Origin of the sequence: Massilia niastensis DSM 21313 (assembly GCF_000382345.1) — a bacterium.
Classification (GTDB): Bacteria; Pseudomonadota; Gammaproteobacteria; order Burkholderiales; family Burkholderiaceae_D; genus Telluria; species Telluria niastensis.
Genome location: NZ_KB908167.1, coordinates 1 through 14,521, shown reverse-complemented (window position 1 = coordinate 14,521; position 14,521 = coordinate 1). Strand labels below are relative to the sequence as shown.

Below are 14,521 nucleotides of genomic sequence, written 5' to 3'. Positions count from 1 at the left end.
GGGCCGCGCCGCCGTGCCCTCGGGCGCCTCGACCGGCTCGCGCGAAGCGATCGAACTGCGCGACGGCGATCCGAAGCGCTACTTCGGCAAGGGCGTACTGCAGGCCTGCGAGAATATCAACACCGAGATCTTTGAGGCCATCATGGGCCTGGACGCCAATGAACAGGCTTTCCTGGACCGCACCCTGATCGACCTGGACGGCACCGAGAACAAGAGCCGCCTGGGCGCGAACGCCATGCTGGCGGTGTCGATGGCCGTGGCCAAGGCAGCCGCCGAGGAAGCCGGCCTGCCGCTGTACCGCTACTTCGGCGGCTCGGGCGCGATGCAGATGCCGGTGCCGATGATGAACGTCATCAACGGCGGCGCGCACGCCGACAACAACCTGGACATCCAGGAATTCATGATCATCCCGGTCGGCGCTCCTTCGTTTAAAGAAGCGCTGCGCTACGGCGCCGAGGTGTTCCACACCCTGAAGAAGATCCTGCACGCGAAGGGCCTGGCCACCTCGGTCGGCGACGAAGGCGGCTTCGCCCCGAACGTCTCCAGCCATGAGGAAGCGATCAAGCTGATCATGCAGGCGATCGAGCAGGCCGGCTACGTGCCGGGCCAGGACATCGCGATCGGCCTGGACTGCGCCGCCAGCGAGTTCTACAAGGATGGCAAGTACCAGCTCGAAGGCGAGGGCCTGTCCCTGTCGGCGCAGGACTTCACCAACATGCTGGCCACCTGGTGCGACAAGTACCCGATCATCTCGATCGAGGACGCGATGCACGAAGGCGACTGGGAAGGCTGGGCGATCCTGACCGCCGCGCTGGGCAAGAAGGTGCAGCTGGTGGGCGACGACCTGTTCGTCACCAACACCAAGATCCTGAAGGAAGGCATCCAGAAGGGCATCGCCAACTCGATCCTGATCAAGATCAACCAGATCGGCACCCTGACCGAGACCTTCGCCGCCATCGAGATGGCCAAGCGCGCCGGCTACACCGCCGTGATCTCGCACCGTTCGGGCGAGACCGAGGACTCGACCATCGCCGACATCGCGGTGGGCCTGAACGCCCTGCAGATCAAGACCGGCTCGATGTCGCGTTCGGACCGCATGGCGAAGTACAACCAGCTGCTGCGCATCGAGGAAGACCTGGGCAATGTTGCCAGTTATCCACAGCGCGACGCTTTTTACAACCTGAAAAGCGGATCGTAGTTACTGATTGTGCAATCTTCAAGTCATACTAACAATGGGCGCTTGCCCTCACACCAAGGAGGAGACATGAACAAGAAGGTCCTCGCGGCAGCCATCCTGGCTTGCTGCGGCGGTAGCGCGGTCGCACAGACCTCCGTGACGATCTACGGCATCGTCGATGCCGGCTACGTGCATGAAAGCGGCGGCGTGGCCGGCAGCGTGAACAAGCTCACCAGCGGCGTCGGCTCGCACTCGCGGATCGGTTTCCGGGGCAGCGAAGACCTGGGCGGCGGCACCTCGGTCTTCTTCACGCTCGAGAATGGCCACCGTCTCGATACCGGCGAAGTCGACGCGGCCGGCTCGATCTTCAACCGCCAGGCCTTCGTCGGCATCAAGACCACGGCCGGCTCGCTGTCCCTCGGCCGCCAGTACACGCCCTGGCACCAGGCCCTGGCCCAGGTCGGCGATCCGTTCAGCACCGGCTACGCCGGCGGCTCGAAGAACCTGTTCCCGGACTTCGGCACCAACGTCCGGACCAGCAATACAGTGATCTACACCACGCCGGTCATGAGCGGATTCACCGCCGACGTGGCCTACAGCTTCGGTGAGCAGGTCAGCAGCAAGGCCGGCCGCCAGTACGGCGCCTCGCTGGGCTACGCGGCGGGCCCGCTGAACGTGCGCCTCGCCTACAACCACAGGAATTCCGACGTCGCCGCGGCGCCGGGCGTGACCCCTGTCACGCGCGGCAACGGCAGCAACAAGCTGCTGACCGCCAACTACGACTTCAAGGTGGTCAAGGCCTATCTGGCGTTCAGCGTCGACAAGGGCTTCGGCAGCGCTCCGCTGGGCAACAACACCAATCCGTTCGGCGGCGTCGCCCCGACGGCGTCGACTGACGGGAACGAGATCCTGCTGGGCGCCGTGGTGCCGGCCGGTCCGGGCAACGTCGTGGTCACCCTGATGCGCAAGGACGACAAGACCTTCCGCAACCAGGATGCGCGCTCGGCTGGCGTGGGCTACCTGTATACGATGTCGAAGCGCACCACCCTGTACACGGTGTACGGCGCCATCGACAACGAGAACGGCGCAGGCTACACCGTGGCCAACAATACGGAAGCCGGCTCGGGCGACCGCGCCTTCAACCTGGGCGTCCGCCACAGCTTCTAAGCCGTCGTACCGCCTCGCGGATCGCACCCATGCACGCCGTTCCGGTCACGCCGGAACGGCGTTTTCATTTCGCACGGGGCAGACCGTCGACTATGTCACGGGACGCGGCGCGGTCACCACGCGCCAACTGCACCAGCACCTGCGGCCGGTGCTGGATCCCGAGGTCCTGCTGGTGACCGACTCGCACCCCGCCTACCGCGCCTTTGCCCGGGAAGCCGGCATCGCGCATCACGCCGTCAACCCGCGCGCCGGCGAGCGGGTGCGTGGCGCGCTCCACGTGCAGAACGTCAACGCCTACCACCGGCGCTTTCGCGAGTGGCTGGCGCGCTTCCACGGCGTCGCGTCGCGCTACCTGCCCAACTATCTCGGCTGGCAATGGGCGCTGGATGGCGGGCGCATCAGTTCAGCGGAGCAATTGCTCAGGGCCGCGATCGGGCTCTTCCATATACAAAGGTGACAGCGCCTTTTCGTCATACGGGAGGGGGCGCCTCGCTCGACGGCCAGCGCGCCACTTCCTGGCCCATCGGCGTGGCCGACGAAAAGGCTTCGGCCACGAAGTCGACGAAGGCGCGCACCCGCGCGGCGGTCTGGAGCTGGTAGGGATAGACGGCATGGATGTCCGCCGGAGGCGTCGCCCAGTTCGACAGGACCTGCCGCAGCCTCCCGCTTTGCAGGTATTTGGCGATGTCCCACTCGGCGCGCATGATCAGGCCGTGCCCTTCGAGCGCCCAGTTGACCGCGATTTCGCCGTCGTTGGTGCTCAGGGAGCCGCGCACCTTGACCGTCTCGGTGCGCTGGCCCGACTTCAGGTGCCAGATGCCGTAGCCTTCCTCCCCCTGGCGGATGCCGATGCAGCTGTGCTGGGTCAGGTCGTTGGGCACGCGCGGCGTGCCATGCTGCTCGAGGTAAGCGGGGGCCCCGCAGATCAGGCGGCGGTTCGAGGCAAGGCGCCTGGCGATCACCCTCGCATCCGGCGGTTCGCCGAACCGGATGCACACATCGTAGGCGTCCTCGACCAGCGAGGGCGGATTCACCGTCAGCTGCAGCTGCACGTCCACTTCCGGATAGCGCTTGTGGAACGCCGAGATCAGCGGCGCGATATGGCTGCGGCCGAAGCCGAGGGTGGCGTTCACCCTGAGCAGGCCCTTGGGCGCCGTGCCTGCGCTGAAGATCATCTGCTCCATGTCTTCGATGTCGGCCAGGATGCGGCGCGAATTCTCGAGGTACATCTCGCCTTCGGCCGTCAGGCCGATGCGGCGCGTCGTGCGGTGCAGCAGACGCGCCCCGAGGCGGGCCTCCATCTGGCTCAGGCGCTTGCTGACCGCGGCCGTGGTGACGTTCATCTCGCGGGCGGCGGCCGACAGGGTGCCCGCACGGACCAGCAGGCTGAAGAAGGCCATCTCGGAATGGGCGTTGATAGGTGTCGACATTATTAACTCACGATTGATAATAGTTCAACTTTAGCTTCATCTTTTAGCTGGTGCAAGCCGTATAGTCGATCCTGACGGTGACAAGAAAAACGCGGACGCTGGCAGCACAAGAAGGTTCCGCGATGACAAACCCTTTAGCATCGCTATCAGGAGACAACCATGCAAAAGCAAGCCCAGCAGTACAAGCGCATCATGCAAACCGCCGCCATCGCGGTCCTACTTGGAAGTGGCGGTGCGGCGATGGCGCAGGCCTGGCCCGCCAAGAACGTCACCATCGTCGTGCCGTTCGCCACCGGCGGCACCACCGATGCGATCGCGCGCACGCTCGGCCAGGAACTGTCGAAGAACCTGGGCAAGCCGGTGATCGTCGAAAACAAGCCGGGCGCCGGCGCGACCATCGGCGCCGATTTCGTCGCCAAGGCCAAGTCGGACGGCTACACGCTGCTGCTGGGCGCCGTGCACCACACGATCGCGAGCAGCGTCTACAAGAAGCTTCCCTACGATTTCCAGCGCGACCTCGCGCCGGTGAGCACCGTGGCCCTGGTCCCGAACGTGCTGGTCGTGAACCCGAAGGTCCCGGCGAAGAACGTCAGCGAACTCATCGCGCTGGCCAAGAAGACCCCGGGCAAACTGACCTTCGGCTCGAACGGCAACGGCACCGGGCAGCACCTGATCGGCGCCCAGTTCGGCATTTCGAGCGGCACCGACATCATGCACGTGCCGTACAAGGGCAGCGGTCCGCTGACGATCGACCTGCTGGCCGGCCAGATCGACATGTCCTTCGACACCGTGACGCCGGTGCTGTCCCATATCCGCGCGGGCAAGCTGCGCGCCCTGGCGGTGACCACGATCAAGCGCTCGGCCGCGCTCCCCGACGTGCCGACCCTGGACGAGGCGGGCCTGAAGGGATTCGACCAGGGCACCTGGTTCGGCGTCCTGGCGCCTGTCGCCACGCCGAAGGACGTCGTCGTCCGCCTGAATGCCGAGATCGTCAAGATCGTGAACTCGCCGGACTTCCGCAAGCGCATGGACGAGATCGGCGCCGTACCGATCGGTAACAGCTCGGCGGAGATGGCGGCCCAGATCAAGACCGACACCGAGCGCTTTGCCAAACTGGTGAAAGAAGCCAAGGTCACCATCGAGTAAGGCGGGCGGACTGACCTTCGATGGCCGGCTCCCCCTCGGGCCGGCCGTAACAACCACGAGAGATTCCATGAGAGATTCCACGACCACCATCGACAACGAATCCGCAGTCCAGTCCCTGACTGACGTGATGTCGAAATTTACCTCCTACATCGGCAAGCGCCTGCCGAACGACGTGCACGACAAACTGGCCGAGCTGCGCTCGCAGGAGACCCATCCGCTGGCCAAGGCCGTGTACGAGTCGATGAAGGAAAACCAGGAGGCCGCGGACAGGCTCGACCGTCCGAGCTGCCAGGACACCGGCGTGATCCAGTACTTCATCAACGCGGGCGCCAAGTTCCCCCTGCTGGGCGAGCTGGAAGACATCCTGCGCAACGCCACGCTCGAGGCGACGAAAAAAGGGCCGCTGCGCCACAACGCCGTCGAGACCTTCGACGAGAAGAACACCGGCACCAACACCGGCTCGAAGATTCCCTGGCTGGACTGGGAGATCGAACCGAATTCGGACAGCGCCACGATCGATGTCTACATGGCCGGCGGCGGCTGCACCCTGCCGGGCGCGGCCAAGGTGCTGATGCCGGGCGAAGGCTACGAAGGGGTGGCGGAATTCGTGTTCGACGTGATCACCTCGCGCGGCGTGAACGCCTGCCCGCCGCTGCTCGTGGGCGTCGGCGTCTCGACCTCGGCCGAGACGGCGGCGCGGCTGTCGAAGAAGGCCATCTTGCGCCCGGTGAATTCCTGCCACGGCAACGCCAACGCGGCGAAGATGGAAAAGCTGCTCGAAGAGGGCTTGAACGAAGTCGGCCTCGGACCCCAGGGCCTGACCGGCAACGCCAGCGTCATGGGCGTGAACATCGAATCCTCCGCGCGCCATCCGTCGACCATCGGCGTGGCCGTGTCGACCGGATGCTGGGCGCACCGGCGCGGACGCATCAAGATCAACGCCGACCTGAGCTACGAAATCATCTCGCACCAAGGAGCTGTCCTGTGAAGAAAATCCTGACCACCCCGATCAAGGACGAAGATCTCGCGGAGCTGAACATCGGCGACGTCGTCTACCTCAGCGGCCAGCTGGTGACCTGCCGCGACGTGGCGCACCGCCGCCTCATCGAACTTGGCCGCGAGCTGCCGGTCGACCTCAAGGGCGGGGCGATCTTCCATGCGGGGCCGATCGTGCGCCAGAAGGAAGACGGCGAGTACGAGATGGTGTCGATCGGCCCGACCACCAGCATGCGGATGGAGAAATTCGAGAAGGAGTTCATCGCCCAGACCGGCGTGAAGCTGGTGGTCGGCAAGGGCGGCATGGGGGCGGAAACCGCTGCCGGCTGCGTCGAGAACAAGGCGGTGCACGCCATCTTCCCGGGCGGCTGCGCCGTGCTGGCGGCGACCAAGGTCGAGAAGATCGAGGGCGCCGAGTGGAAGGATCTCGGCATGCCGGAAACGCTGTGGATCAACAAGGTCAACGAGTTCGGACCCCTGATCATCTCGATCGACACCAAGGGCAATAACCTCATCGAGCAGAACAAGGCGCGCTTCAACGAACGCAAGAAGCCGATTCTCGACAGGATCAACGAACAGGTGAAGTTCATCAGCTGAGCGGCTGTACCGGTCCTATCCAGTCTTCATTGCAGGCGCGGCTTCGGTCGCGCCTGTTTGCATTGCAGGTGCGGCGCGATAGGCAGCGCACGCCAGCCTCGCCGCCCGCCAGGCCAGCACCCCCATTCCGGACCGGAATGGCTTGCGCGGCATAAGTCAATGGACGAGTAAAGCGCCGCCTTCCTACACTTGACCTCCATCCAGGCACGCATGCCGCGCCGCCTGGTCGCCACCTGGAGAGTCGAATGGACCCAAAAAAACTTGAAGCCGTCCTGGAGCAGCGCCGCGCGACCGTCCGCGAGCGTGTTTCGCCGCAGGAATGGCAGGCGCGCGAAGACCTCGCCGCCTGCTATCGCCTGTGCGTGCATTACCGCATGACGGACATGATCTACAACCACATCTCGCTGAAAATCCCCGGCAGCGACGACCATTTCCTGATCAATGCCTTCGGCCTGCTGTACGAAGAGGTCAGCGCCTCCAATCTGGTCAAGGTCGATATCGACGGCAACTTGCTGGACGATGACGGACTGGAAGTCAATCCCGCCGGCTTCGTCATCCATTCCGCGATCCACAAGGCGCGCCATGATCTCAGCTGCGTGTTCCATACCCACACCAGGGCGGGTGTGGCGATCTCCGCCCAGGAGCGCGGCCTGCTGCCGATCTCGCAGCATGCGATGCGCTTCTACAACCGGGTCGGCTACCACGGATATGAGGGGATCGCGCTCGATCTCGACGAACAGCAGCGGCTGGTGCAGGACCTCGGCCCGCACGACGTACTCATCCTGCGCAACCATGGCCTGCTCACTGCCGGCGCCGGTGTCAGGGAGGCGTTCGAGCTGATGTATTACCTGGAGCTTGCGTGCCAGATCCAGCTGGACGCGACCAGCAGCGGCAGCCAGCTGGTGATGCCGCCGCACGAGGTCTGCGAACACGCCGCCCAGCAGTTTGCCGGTTCCAACGACTTCATCCTGGGCCGCGACTGGGCTGCCCTGCGGCGGATGCTCGATCGCAAGGAGCCCGACTACCGGACCTGAACCCTGCTGCCTGATCCGCCCATTCTAAAAATATCTGGAGACCGACATGCAACTATCACATGCGGACGTCGCAAGCGTCCAGGCCGATGAGCCACTTTTCCGCAAGCTCGTCTGGCGAGTCATGCCGTTCCTGCTGATCTGCTATCTGTTCGCTTACCTGGACCGCGTCAACGTGGCGTTCGCCAAGTTGCAGATGGCACAGCAGCTGCAGTTCAGCGAAGCAGTCTACGGCCTTGGTGCGGGCATCTTCTTCATCGGCTATTTTCTGTTCGAGGTGCCGAGCAACCTGATCATGGAGCGTGTCGGCGCGCGGCGCTGGATCGCCCGCATCATGCTCACCTGGGGCATGTTGTCGGCCGGCATGATGCTGGTGACGACCGCCAACCAGTTCTATGTCATGCGCTTCCTGCTCGGCGTTGCCGAGGCCGGATTTTTCCCAGGCGTGCTGCTGTACCTCAGCCAGTGGTTTCCTTCGGTGCAGCGCGGTCGCGTGGTGGCCTTGCTGATGGCGGCGGTGCCCGTCTCCACCGTGATCGGCGCACCGATCTCGGGCTGGATACTCCAGTCGATGCAGGGCGTCCAGGGCCTGGGCGGATGGCAGTGGCTGTTCCTGATCGAAGGCGTGCCCTCGATGATCCTGGGCGTGGCCTGCCTGTTCCTGCTGACCGACAGGATCGCGGAGGCGACATGGTTGACGCCGCAGGAAAAGCGCCACCTGCAGATGCAGCTCGACCTCGACGACAAGGGCAAGCAGACGCATTCGTTCAAGGCAGCGCTGGCCAGCCCGCGCCTGTGGCTCCTGGCAGCGATCTATTTCTGCATCGCGCTTGGCAATCTCGGGCTGGCGTTCTGGATGCCCACCCTGGTCAAGGAAGCCGGCGTCCGGTCGCTCGGAACGGTCGGCTTGCTGACGGCGATTCCCTATCTGTGCGCGACGGTCGTCATGATCCTGGTGGGACGTTCGGCGGACGCACGGCGCGAGCGGCGCTACCACCTTGCCGTGCCAATGCTGACCGGCGCGCTGGGATTGATCGCCGCGGCCCATATGCCGAACCTGTCGTTGACGATGGTGGCCCTGGTGGTGGCAACCGCGGGACTGACCACGGCGCTGCCGATGTACTGGCCCGTGCCGTCCGCCATCCTGGGAGGCAGCGCGATGGCCGGCGGACTGGCATTGCTGAACTCGGCGGGCGCGCTGGCGGGGTTTGTCGGGCCGTTCGGCATCGGCTGGCTCAAGACCCATGCCGCGCACCCGAACCTGGCGCTGTATGTGATGGCCGCGATCGTGGCGGCAGGCGCGGCCGCGGTGCTCGGCCTGCGCGCCAACGAGGTCAACCGCTGACCGGGCGGCGCCTCGTGCCAGGCCGCACGGTATCATTGCAGAACTACCAGCACCACTCATCGAGCCTAGCCACATGATACGAGACCTCGGCCAACTTCAGGCGTTCCTTGCGATCATCCAGCACGGCAGCGTCGGCCGTGCAGCCGACGCGCTGTGCGTCACGCAGTCGGCGCTGACGCGCATCATCCAGCGGCTGGAGGAACAGGTCGGGGTCCCGCTGTTCGAGCGCCATACGCGGGGGATGACCCTGACTTCCTACGGGACCGTGCTGGAGCCGTATGCCGCGCACCTGGTGGCGGAATCCGCCAATGCCATGGGCGAGATGGCGGCGATGCGCGGACTGAAAAAGGGCCTGGTCAGGGTGGGCTCGGTGGCAAGTGCACTGGAGACCATCCTGCCGCAGGCGATCGACCGGCTGCTGGTGCAATGGCCTGGCCTGCAGATCAGTGTCTCGGAAGGTATTACCGAAGAGCTGGCGATCATGCTGGCCAAAAACGAGATCGACCTGGCCGTGGCCTTCCTGCTGCCGGAAACCGAGGACCTGGCCCTGGTGTCCGAAAGTGGCTGGCAGGAAGGGTGCCATATCGTCGCTGCATCGGGCCACCCCCTGCACGCCAGGCAGGGCCTGGACCTGGCGGACGTGATCACGGAAAAGTGGGTCCTGCCGCCGAAGAAGCTGGGACCGCGCGAAGAGTGGCAACGGGTGTTCCTGGCCAACGGACTGGTGCCGCCACAACCGGCGGTGGAAACCCGCTCGGTCAGCGTGATGCGTTCCCTGGTGGCGCGCTGCGGCTTCCTGAGCTGGCTTCCGGATGCCTTGATCAGCGCCGCGGGAACGGCGGAAGCGATCCGTCCCCTCATGATCGGGTGCGCACATGTGCCGCGCCATTTCGCGATCTACCGGCGCCGCCATGGCATCCTGTCGGCGCCCGCCGTCAAGCTGGTCGAGGAACTCCGGCACGCTGTCAAATCCCTGGCCACCGGCGCGGCGCCAGATTCCGGATCGGAATGACTTGCGCGCCTTAAGTCAATAGACGCCCGCGCGCCGCGATTTCTACAATCGGTCTCCATTCGATAAAGACAATCAGGAGACAAGACAATGAACAAGCCACTCGTAGCCGCCGCTGTCATGGCGCTGGCCTGCAGCGCAGCGCTCGCGCAATCCGGGGTCGCCGTCTACGGCATCGTCGACGTGGGCCTGTCGCGGGAAAGCGGAGGGACGGCCTCCGTCAGCAAGCTGACCGGCGGCGTGGCCGCAGGTTCCAGGCTGGGATTCAAAGGAACGGAGGACCTTGGCGGCGGAGGGTTTGCGCAGTTCGTGCTCGAGGCCGGAATCAATGCGGATACCGGCGCATCGGGGCAGGGCGGGGTGCTGTTCGGCCGCCAGGCCTTTGTCGGCATCGGCAGCAAGCGCCTTGGCACCGTGACGCTGGGGCGCCAGTATTCGCCCCAGTACCTGACCACGGTACTGGCGGATCCTTTTGCCAGCGGTACCGCGGGGGACTCGAAAAATCTCATCCAGGCGGCCGGCAGCGTCGGGCGCCTGGACAACAGCATCAAGTACGCGTCGCCGGCATGGGGACCATTCACCATGGAGCTGGCCTATGCGGCCGGTGAAATGCCGGGGGCAGGCAGCGCAGGCCGGCATGCAGGAGTGGCGCTGGCCTATACCGCGGGTCCACTGGCAGTGCGCTGGGCATATCACAACAAGGATAACGACACCGCCACCGCTCGCGCAGGCAGTGCGCGCAACATGCTGCTGGCGGCCACCTACGCGTTCAGGCCTGCCAGACTTCACCTCGCTTACGGGATCAACAAAGGGCCATTCAGCTCACCCTTGCGCAACCCGGCCAATCCGTTCGGCGTCACCCCGGCGCCGACCGCCGCCTCGCTGTCGCGGGACAGCAAGGATGCGCTGGTCGGGCTGACTGTCCCATTCGGCGTGCACATGCTGCTGGCGTCGGCTATCCACAAGGACGACAGGATGGCGGCAAACCAGGATGCTACCCAGTATGCCCTCGGCTATCGGTATCTGCTGTCCAAGCGCACGGATATCTATACGGTCTATTCGAAGATTATCAATCGCAAGGGCGCAACCTACACGGTCGGCAACGCCACGGAAGCCGGCGCCGGCGACCGTGCCTGGAATCTCGGCCTGCGACACACGTTCTGACACACCGGGTCAGCTCGCGTAGACCGGCACGGGTGCAAGCAAGCCGTGCATTGTGCGACACCCGAATCAATTTGCCATCCCGGCAGTGTCGCAAGTTGCGACAACCCCTCCCTCCGTGGCCGCTTTTCCCGTTCGATTCGTCACTGGCACGTGTCTTGCAAATGCCTGCTGCAAGACCGTGCCGCTACGACGCACGGCATCCACAACCACGGAGACCATATGAAACCCACTTCTTTCGGAGAGGACGGGCTCGATCGCGGCGAGCGCGTGAATGCCCTGGAACAGGCCCTGATGCGCGGCCAGCTCGACCGGCGCCATCGCGCAGCAGGCGGCGGCGATCGCCAGCAACCAGGCCGAGCGGGCGAAGAAGCTGCTGCAGCAATACGACTACATCGTCTGCGGCGCCGGATCGTCCGGCTGCGTCGTCGCCAGCCGCCTGTCCGAGAACCCGGACGTGAAGGTCCTGTTGCTGGAGGCCGGCGGCGACGACCAGGCGCCGAGCATCCGGGACCCGGGCGTGTGGTACACCAACCTCGGCACCGACCGCGACCGGGGCGACCAGTCGACACCGCAGCGCCACCTGAACGGCCGCAGCCTGAAGCTCTCCATGGGCAAGGCGCTGGGCGGCGGAAGCGGGCGACCCGGAATGGAACTAGGAGCACGTGCTGGCGATCTACAAGCGCATTGAGAACCGGCAGGGCGCGCCGGATCCGGACTACCGCGGCAGCGGCGGCAAGGTGTGGTTGCAGCCGGCGCGCAATCCGAACCCGATCGCCCCGGCCATGGTGAAGGCCGCCGCCGGCATCGGGATCCCGTCGTATGCCGACCACAATGGCGCGGTGGTGGAAGGGCCCGGGGGCTGCTCGATCGCGAACACCAGCATCAGGGAAGGGCGGCGCATGAACATGGCGGCGCACTACCTGCATCCGGCGATGCACCGTCCCAACCCGACGGTGTTGACCGGGGCCGAGGTGCGCAGGATCGCATCGTGTATCAATCCGTCCGGCAGCCTGCCCTGGTCGAAAAACAGCTGGCGCGCGTGATGAGCCGCCGCCGGTAATGGATTCATGCTGGTCTCCTGTCGAACTGCCTTGTCTTTTGGTGTGATTGCGCCACACCTTTTCCATGCAATTCCCTATGAGACACATTGTTTCCACCGCCGGTGTTACTCGTCCCCGCCCCTGAACCGGCGCAAGCCCTTGAACAGCAGCGGCGCCAGCAGGGCGATGGCGGCGATCGCTAGCAGGGTGGCCGAGACCGGATGCTTGAAGAACACCCAGTAGTCGCCCAGGCTGACCTGCAGGGCGCGCCGGAACTGGCTCTCGGCCATCGGACCGAGGATCAGGCCGACGATCATGGGCGCCACCGGATAATCCCAGCAGCGCATCAGGTAGCCGGCCAGGCCGAACACCACCAGCATGGTCAGCTCCATGGTCGAGGGATTGGCCGCCAGGGTGCCCATCGCGGCGAACACCAGGATGCCGGCGTACAGCCAGGCTTGCGGAATGGCCAGCAGCTTGACCCACAGGCCCACCAGCGGCAGGTTCAGCACCAGCAGCATCAGGTTGCCGACCAGGAAGCTGGCGATCAGGCCCCATACCATTTCCGGGTTGGTCGCGAACAGCAGCGGTCCGGGCACCAGCCCGTATTGCTGGAAGCCGGCCAGCATCATGGCGGCGGTCGCGGAGGTCGGCAGGCCCAGGGCCAGCAGCGGCACCAGGGTGCCGGTGGCCGAGGCGTTGTTGGCCGCTTCCGGGCCGGCCACGCCTTCGATCGCGCCCTTGCCGAACTGCTGCGGGTTGTTCGTCAGCTTGCGCTCGAGCGTGTAGGACAGCAGGGTCGGGACTTCGGCGCCGCCGGCGGGCAGGGCGCCGATCGGGAAGCCGAGCAGGGTGCCGCGCAGCCAGGGTTTCCACGAGGCTTTCCAGTCGTTGACCGACATCCACAGCGAGCCGCTGACCCTTTCGACTTTCTCGGCGATACCCGTGAAGCGCGAGGCCACGTGCAGCGCCTCGCCCATGGCGAACAGGCCGACCGCCAGCGTCGTGATCGAGATCCCGTCCATCAGGGTCGGCACCTCGAAGGTGAGCCTGGCCTGGCCGGTGAGCTTGTCGATGCCGACCAGTCCCAGGAACAGGCCCAGGGTCAGGCTGGTGAGCCCGCGCAGCACCGAGCTGCCGAAGGTGGCCGACACGGTGACGAAGGCGACCATCATCAGGGCCAGGTAATCCCAGGGACCGAACTGCACCGCCAGGTCGACGATCAGGGGCGCCAGCAGGGCCAGGCCGGCGGTGGCGATGGAGCCGGCCACGAAGGAGCCGATCGCGGCCGTGGCCAGCGCCGGTCCGGCGCGTCCGCCCAGGGCCATCTTGTGGCCCTCGATGGCGGTGGCGATCGAGGCGGCTTCGCCCGGGGTGTTGATCAGGATCGCGGTGGTCGAGCTGCCATACATGCTGCCGAAATAAATGCCGGCGAACATGATGATGGAGCCGGTCGGGTCCAGCTTGAAGGTCACCGGCAGCAGCAGGGCGACCGTCAATGAGGGGCTGATGCCGGGCAGGATGCCGACCAGGGTGCCGAGCAGGACGCCGATGCCGGCGAAGAGCAGGTTACCCGGCTGCAGCGCGACCCAGATGCCGTCGGCGAGGAGAGAGAGCGTGTCCATCGTTTACCCCAGAAGTTGCTCTAGCGGACCCATCGGCAAGGACAGGGACAGCGCTTTGGTGAAGAAGAGATAGACCAGGGTGCTCAGGACCAGGCCATACACGGGACCCCAGGACTTGAGGGACCGGCCGAAGCCGCAGGCGGTGGCGGTGAACAGGATGGTCGACGACAGGATGAAGCCGCCGCCCAGGGTCAGCGCCACGATCTGGAATACCAGCCCGCCCAGCACCCAGGCCAGCGCGCCCAGGTTGACCCTTTCCTTCGGTTCGAGGGCGAGCCCGCGCCTGGCCAGGCGGCCAGCCTGGACCAGGTGGGCCAGGCCCAGGCCGCCCAGCAGCAGCGCGACCAGCTTCATGGCGGCCGAGGGGCCGACCCCCGGCCCGACGCCGGAGGCGACCCGGAACGCGTCGAACAGGGTCAGGGCGCCCAGCGCCAGCAGGGCGATGCCGACGAGCAGCGGAGCGCGCCAGGCGGGCAGCTTGTGCGCCACCGGGGCGGCGGTGGCGCCGGCCCGTCCGAGACGGTGGGAAGCGGCGCGCGTGCTCATTTCGCCAGCCCGATCGAGACCAGGATCTCCTTGACGTGGGCCTGGTCGGCCTTCATGAAGGCGCCGAACTGGTCGGCCGGCAGGTAGGCGTCTTCCCAGCCGCGCGCCTTCAGGACCTTGGCCCATTCGGGCGATTTGACGGTTTTCTCGATCGCCGCCGCCAGGGCGCTGCGCTGCTGCGGCGTGATGCCGGGCGCGCCCACGATGCCGCGCCAGTTGACCAGTTCGGCGTCGAGTCCCTGTTCCTT

15 protein-coding genes and 2 pseudogenes are annotated in these 14,521 nt (G+C 65.6%); 12 read left to right on the top strand and 5 right to left on the bottom strand.

Annotation, left to right across the window (positions count from 1 at the left end):
• The 3 genes and pseudogenes from eno to H162_RS32230 form a co-directional block, all read left to right on the top strand.
• The coding region (gene eno, locus H162_RS0128295) for a phosphopyruvate hydratase (RefSeq protein WP_020656848.1) at positions 1-1,198 on the top strand (1,198 nt) is incomplete at its 5' end.
• A gap of 66 nt (positions 1,199-1,264) precedes the next feature.
• Positions 1,265-2,344: a porin gene (locus H162_RS0128290; protein ID WP_020656847.1), complete on the top strand. Its 1,080-nt coding sequence runs from the start codon at positions 1,265-1,267 to the stop codon at positions 2,342-2,344.
• A 70-nt stretch (positions 2,345-2,414) separates the two neighbouring features.
• A pseudogene (locus tag H162_RS32230) lies at positions 2,415-2,801 on the top strand (IS1595 family transposase); the annotation flags it as partial.
• Between the two features lie 13 nt (positions 2,802-2,814).
• On the opposite strand, the gene H162_RS0128280 reads toward H162_RS32230, so the two are convergent.
• Positions 2,815-3,774: a LysR family transcriptional regulator gene (locus H162_RS0128280; protein WP_020656845.1), complete on the bottom strand. Its 960-nt coding sequence runs from the start codon at positions 3,772-3,774 to the stop codon at positions 2,815-2,817.
• 192 nt (positions 3,775-3,966) lie between these two features.
• On the opposite strand from H162_RS0128280, the gene H162_RS0128275 reads away from it, so the two are divergent.
• From H162_RS0128275 to H162_RS0128245, 7 genes are all read left to right on the top strand, one after another.
• On the top strand, positions 3,967-4,920 hold the full coding sequence (locus tag H162_RS0128275) for a Bug family tripartite tricarboxylate transporter substrate binding protein (protein ID WP_051110025.1): 954 nt from the start codon (positions 3,967-3,969) through the stop codon (positions 4,918-4,920).
• Between the two features lie 88 nt (positions 4,921-5,008).
• The gene (ttdA, locus tag H162_RS0128270; RefSeq protein ID WP_026355211.1) at positions 5,009-5,908 is read left to right on the top strand and encodes a L(+)-tartrate dehydratase subunit alpha; all 900 of its coding nucleotides are present in this window, start codon (positions 5,009-5,011) and stop codon (positions 5,906-5,908) included.
• Positions 5,905-6,513 carry a L(+)-tartrate dehydratase subunit beta gene (gene ttdB, locus H162_RS0128265; RefSeq protein ID WP_020656842.1) on the top strand — a complete coding sequence of 203 codons (609 nt, stop codon included), beginning with the start codon at positions 5,905-5,907 and terminating at the stop codon, positions 6,511-6,513. Before ttdA ends, ttdB begins: the two co-directional genes overlap by 4 nt.
• A gap of 245 nt (positions 6,514-6,758) precedes the next feature.
• Positions 6,759-7,547 (top strand): class II aldolase/adducin family protein, encoded by a 789-nt coding sequence (locus H162_RS0128260; RefSeq protein ID WP_020656841.1) that lies wholly within the window; start codon positions 6,759-6,761, stop codon positions 7,545-7,547.
• Between the two features lie 46 nt (positions 7,548-7,593).
• Positions 7,594-8,889 carry an MFS transporter gene (locus H162_RS0128255; RefSeq protein ID WP_026355209.1) on the top strand — a complete coding sequence of 432 codons (1,296 nt, stop codon included), beginning with the start codon at positions 7,594-7,596 and terminating at the stop codon, positions 8,887-8,889.
• Between the two features lie 73 nt (positions 8,890-8,962).
• Complete coding sequence (locus tag H162_RS0128250; protein WP_020656839.1) at positions 8,963-9,901, top strand: LysR family transcriptional regulator; 939 nt, start codon at positions 8,963-8,965, stop codon at positions 9,899-9,901.
• An 87-nt stretch (positions 9,902-9,988) separates the two neighbouring features.
• On the top strand, positions 9,989-11,062 hold the full coding sequence (locus H162_RS0128245) for a porin (RefSeq protein ID WP_026355208.1): 1,074 nt from the start codon (positions 9,989-9,991) through the stop codon (positions 11,060-11,062).
• 66 nt (positions 11,063-11,128) lie between these two features.
• Here the strand turns inward: H162_RS0128245 and H162_RS35455 are convergent, their stop codons facing one another.
• Positions 11,129-11,410, bottom strand: coding sequence for a hypothetical protein (locus tag H162_RS35455; protein WP_026355207.1), 282 nt, complete (start codon positions 11,408-11,410; stop codon positions 11,129-11,131).
• A gap of 106 nt (positions 11,411-11,516) precedes the next feature.
• On the opposite strand from H162_RS35455, the gene H162_RS35825 reads away from it, so the two are divergent.
• Both H162_RS35825 and H162_RS35600 read left to right on the top strand, forming a co-directional pair.
• On the top strand, positions 11,517-11,750 hold the full coding sequence (locus tag H162_RS35825) for a hypothetical protein (RefSeq protein WP_371846964.1): 234 nt from the start codon (positions 11,517-11,519) through the stop codon (positions 11,748-11,750).
• Complete coding sequence (locus H162_RS35600; protein WP_020656835.1) at positions 11,725-12,105, top strand: GMC family oxidoreductase N-terminal domain-containing protein; 381 nt, start codon at positions 11,725-11,727, stop codon at positions 12,103-12,105. Before H162_RS35825 ends, H162_RS35600 begins: the two co-directional genes overlap by 26 nt.
• A gap of 122 nt (positions 12,106-12,227) precedes the next feature.
• On the opposite strand, the gene H162_RS0128225 is transcribed toward H162_RS35600, so the two are convergent.
• From H162_RS0128225 to H162_RS32220, 3 genes and pseudogenes are all read right to left on the bottom strand, one after another.
• Positions 12,228-13,727 (bottom strand): tripartite tricarboxylate transporter permease, encoded by a 1,500-nt coding sequence (locus H162_RS0128225; protein ID WP_020656834.1) that lies wholly within the window; start codon positions 13,725-13,727, stop codon positions 12,228-12,230.
• Between the two features lie 3 nt (positions 13,728-13,730).
• Positions 13,731-14,273 carry a tripartite tricarboxylate transporter TctB family protein gene (locus H162_RS0128220; protein ID WP_020656833.1) on the bottom strand — a complete coding sequence of 181 codons (543 nt, stop codon included), beginning with the start codon at positions 14,271-14,273 and terminating at the stop codon, positions 13,731-13,733.
• Positions 14,270-14,521, bottom strand: a pseudogene (locus H162_RS32220) (tripartite tricarboxylate transporter substrate binding protein); the annotation flags it as partial. The pseudogene H162_RS32220 and the gene H162_RS0128220, both read right to left, overlap by 4 nt.

Excerpts from the sequence above, each read along its gene's own strand:
- H162_RS0128290 (WP_020656847.1), top strand. The coding sequence starts at position 1,265 with ATGAACAAGAAGGTCCTCGCGGCAGCCATCCTGGCTTGCTGCGGCGGT.
- H162_RS0128280 (WP_020656845.1), bottom strand. The coding sequence starts at position 3,774 with ATGTCGACACCTATCAACGCCCATTCCGAGATGGCCTTCTTCAGCCTG.
- H162_RS0128275 (WP_051110025.1), top strand. The coding sequence starts at position 3,967 with ATGCAAACCGCCGCCATCGCGGTCCTACTTGGAAGTGGCGGTGCGGCG.
- H162_RS0128260 (WP_020656841.1), top strand. The coding sequence starts at position 6,759 with ATGGACCCAAAAAAACTTGAAGCCGTCCTGGAGCAGCGCCGCGCGACC.
- H162_RS0128255 (WP_026355209.1), top strand. The coding sequence starts at position 7,594 with ATGCAACTATCACATGCGGACGTCGCAAGCGTCCAGGCCGATGAGCCA.
- H162_RS0128250 (WP_020656839.1), top strand. The coding sequence starts at position 8,963 with ATGATACGAGACCTCGGCCAACTTCAGGCGTTCCTTGCGATCATCCAG.
- H162_RS0128245 (WP_026355208.1), top strand. The coding sequence starts at position 9,989 with ATGAACAAGCCACTCGTAGCCGCCGCTGTCATGGCGCTGGCCTGCAGC.
- H162_RS0128225 (WP_020656834.1), bottom strand. The coding sequence starts at position 13,727 with ATGGACACGCTCTCTCTCCTCGCCGACGGCATCTGGGTCGCGCTGCAG.
- H162_RS0128220 (WP_020656833.1), bottom strand. The coding sequence starts at position 14,273 with ATGAGCACGCGCGCCGCTTCCCACCGTCTCGGACGGGCCGGCGCCACC.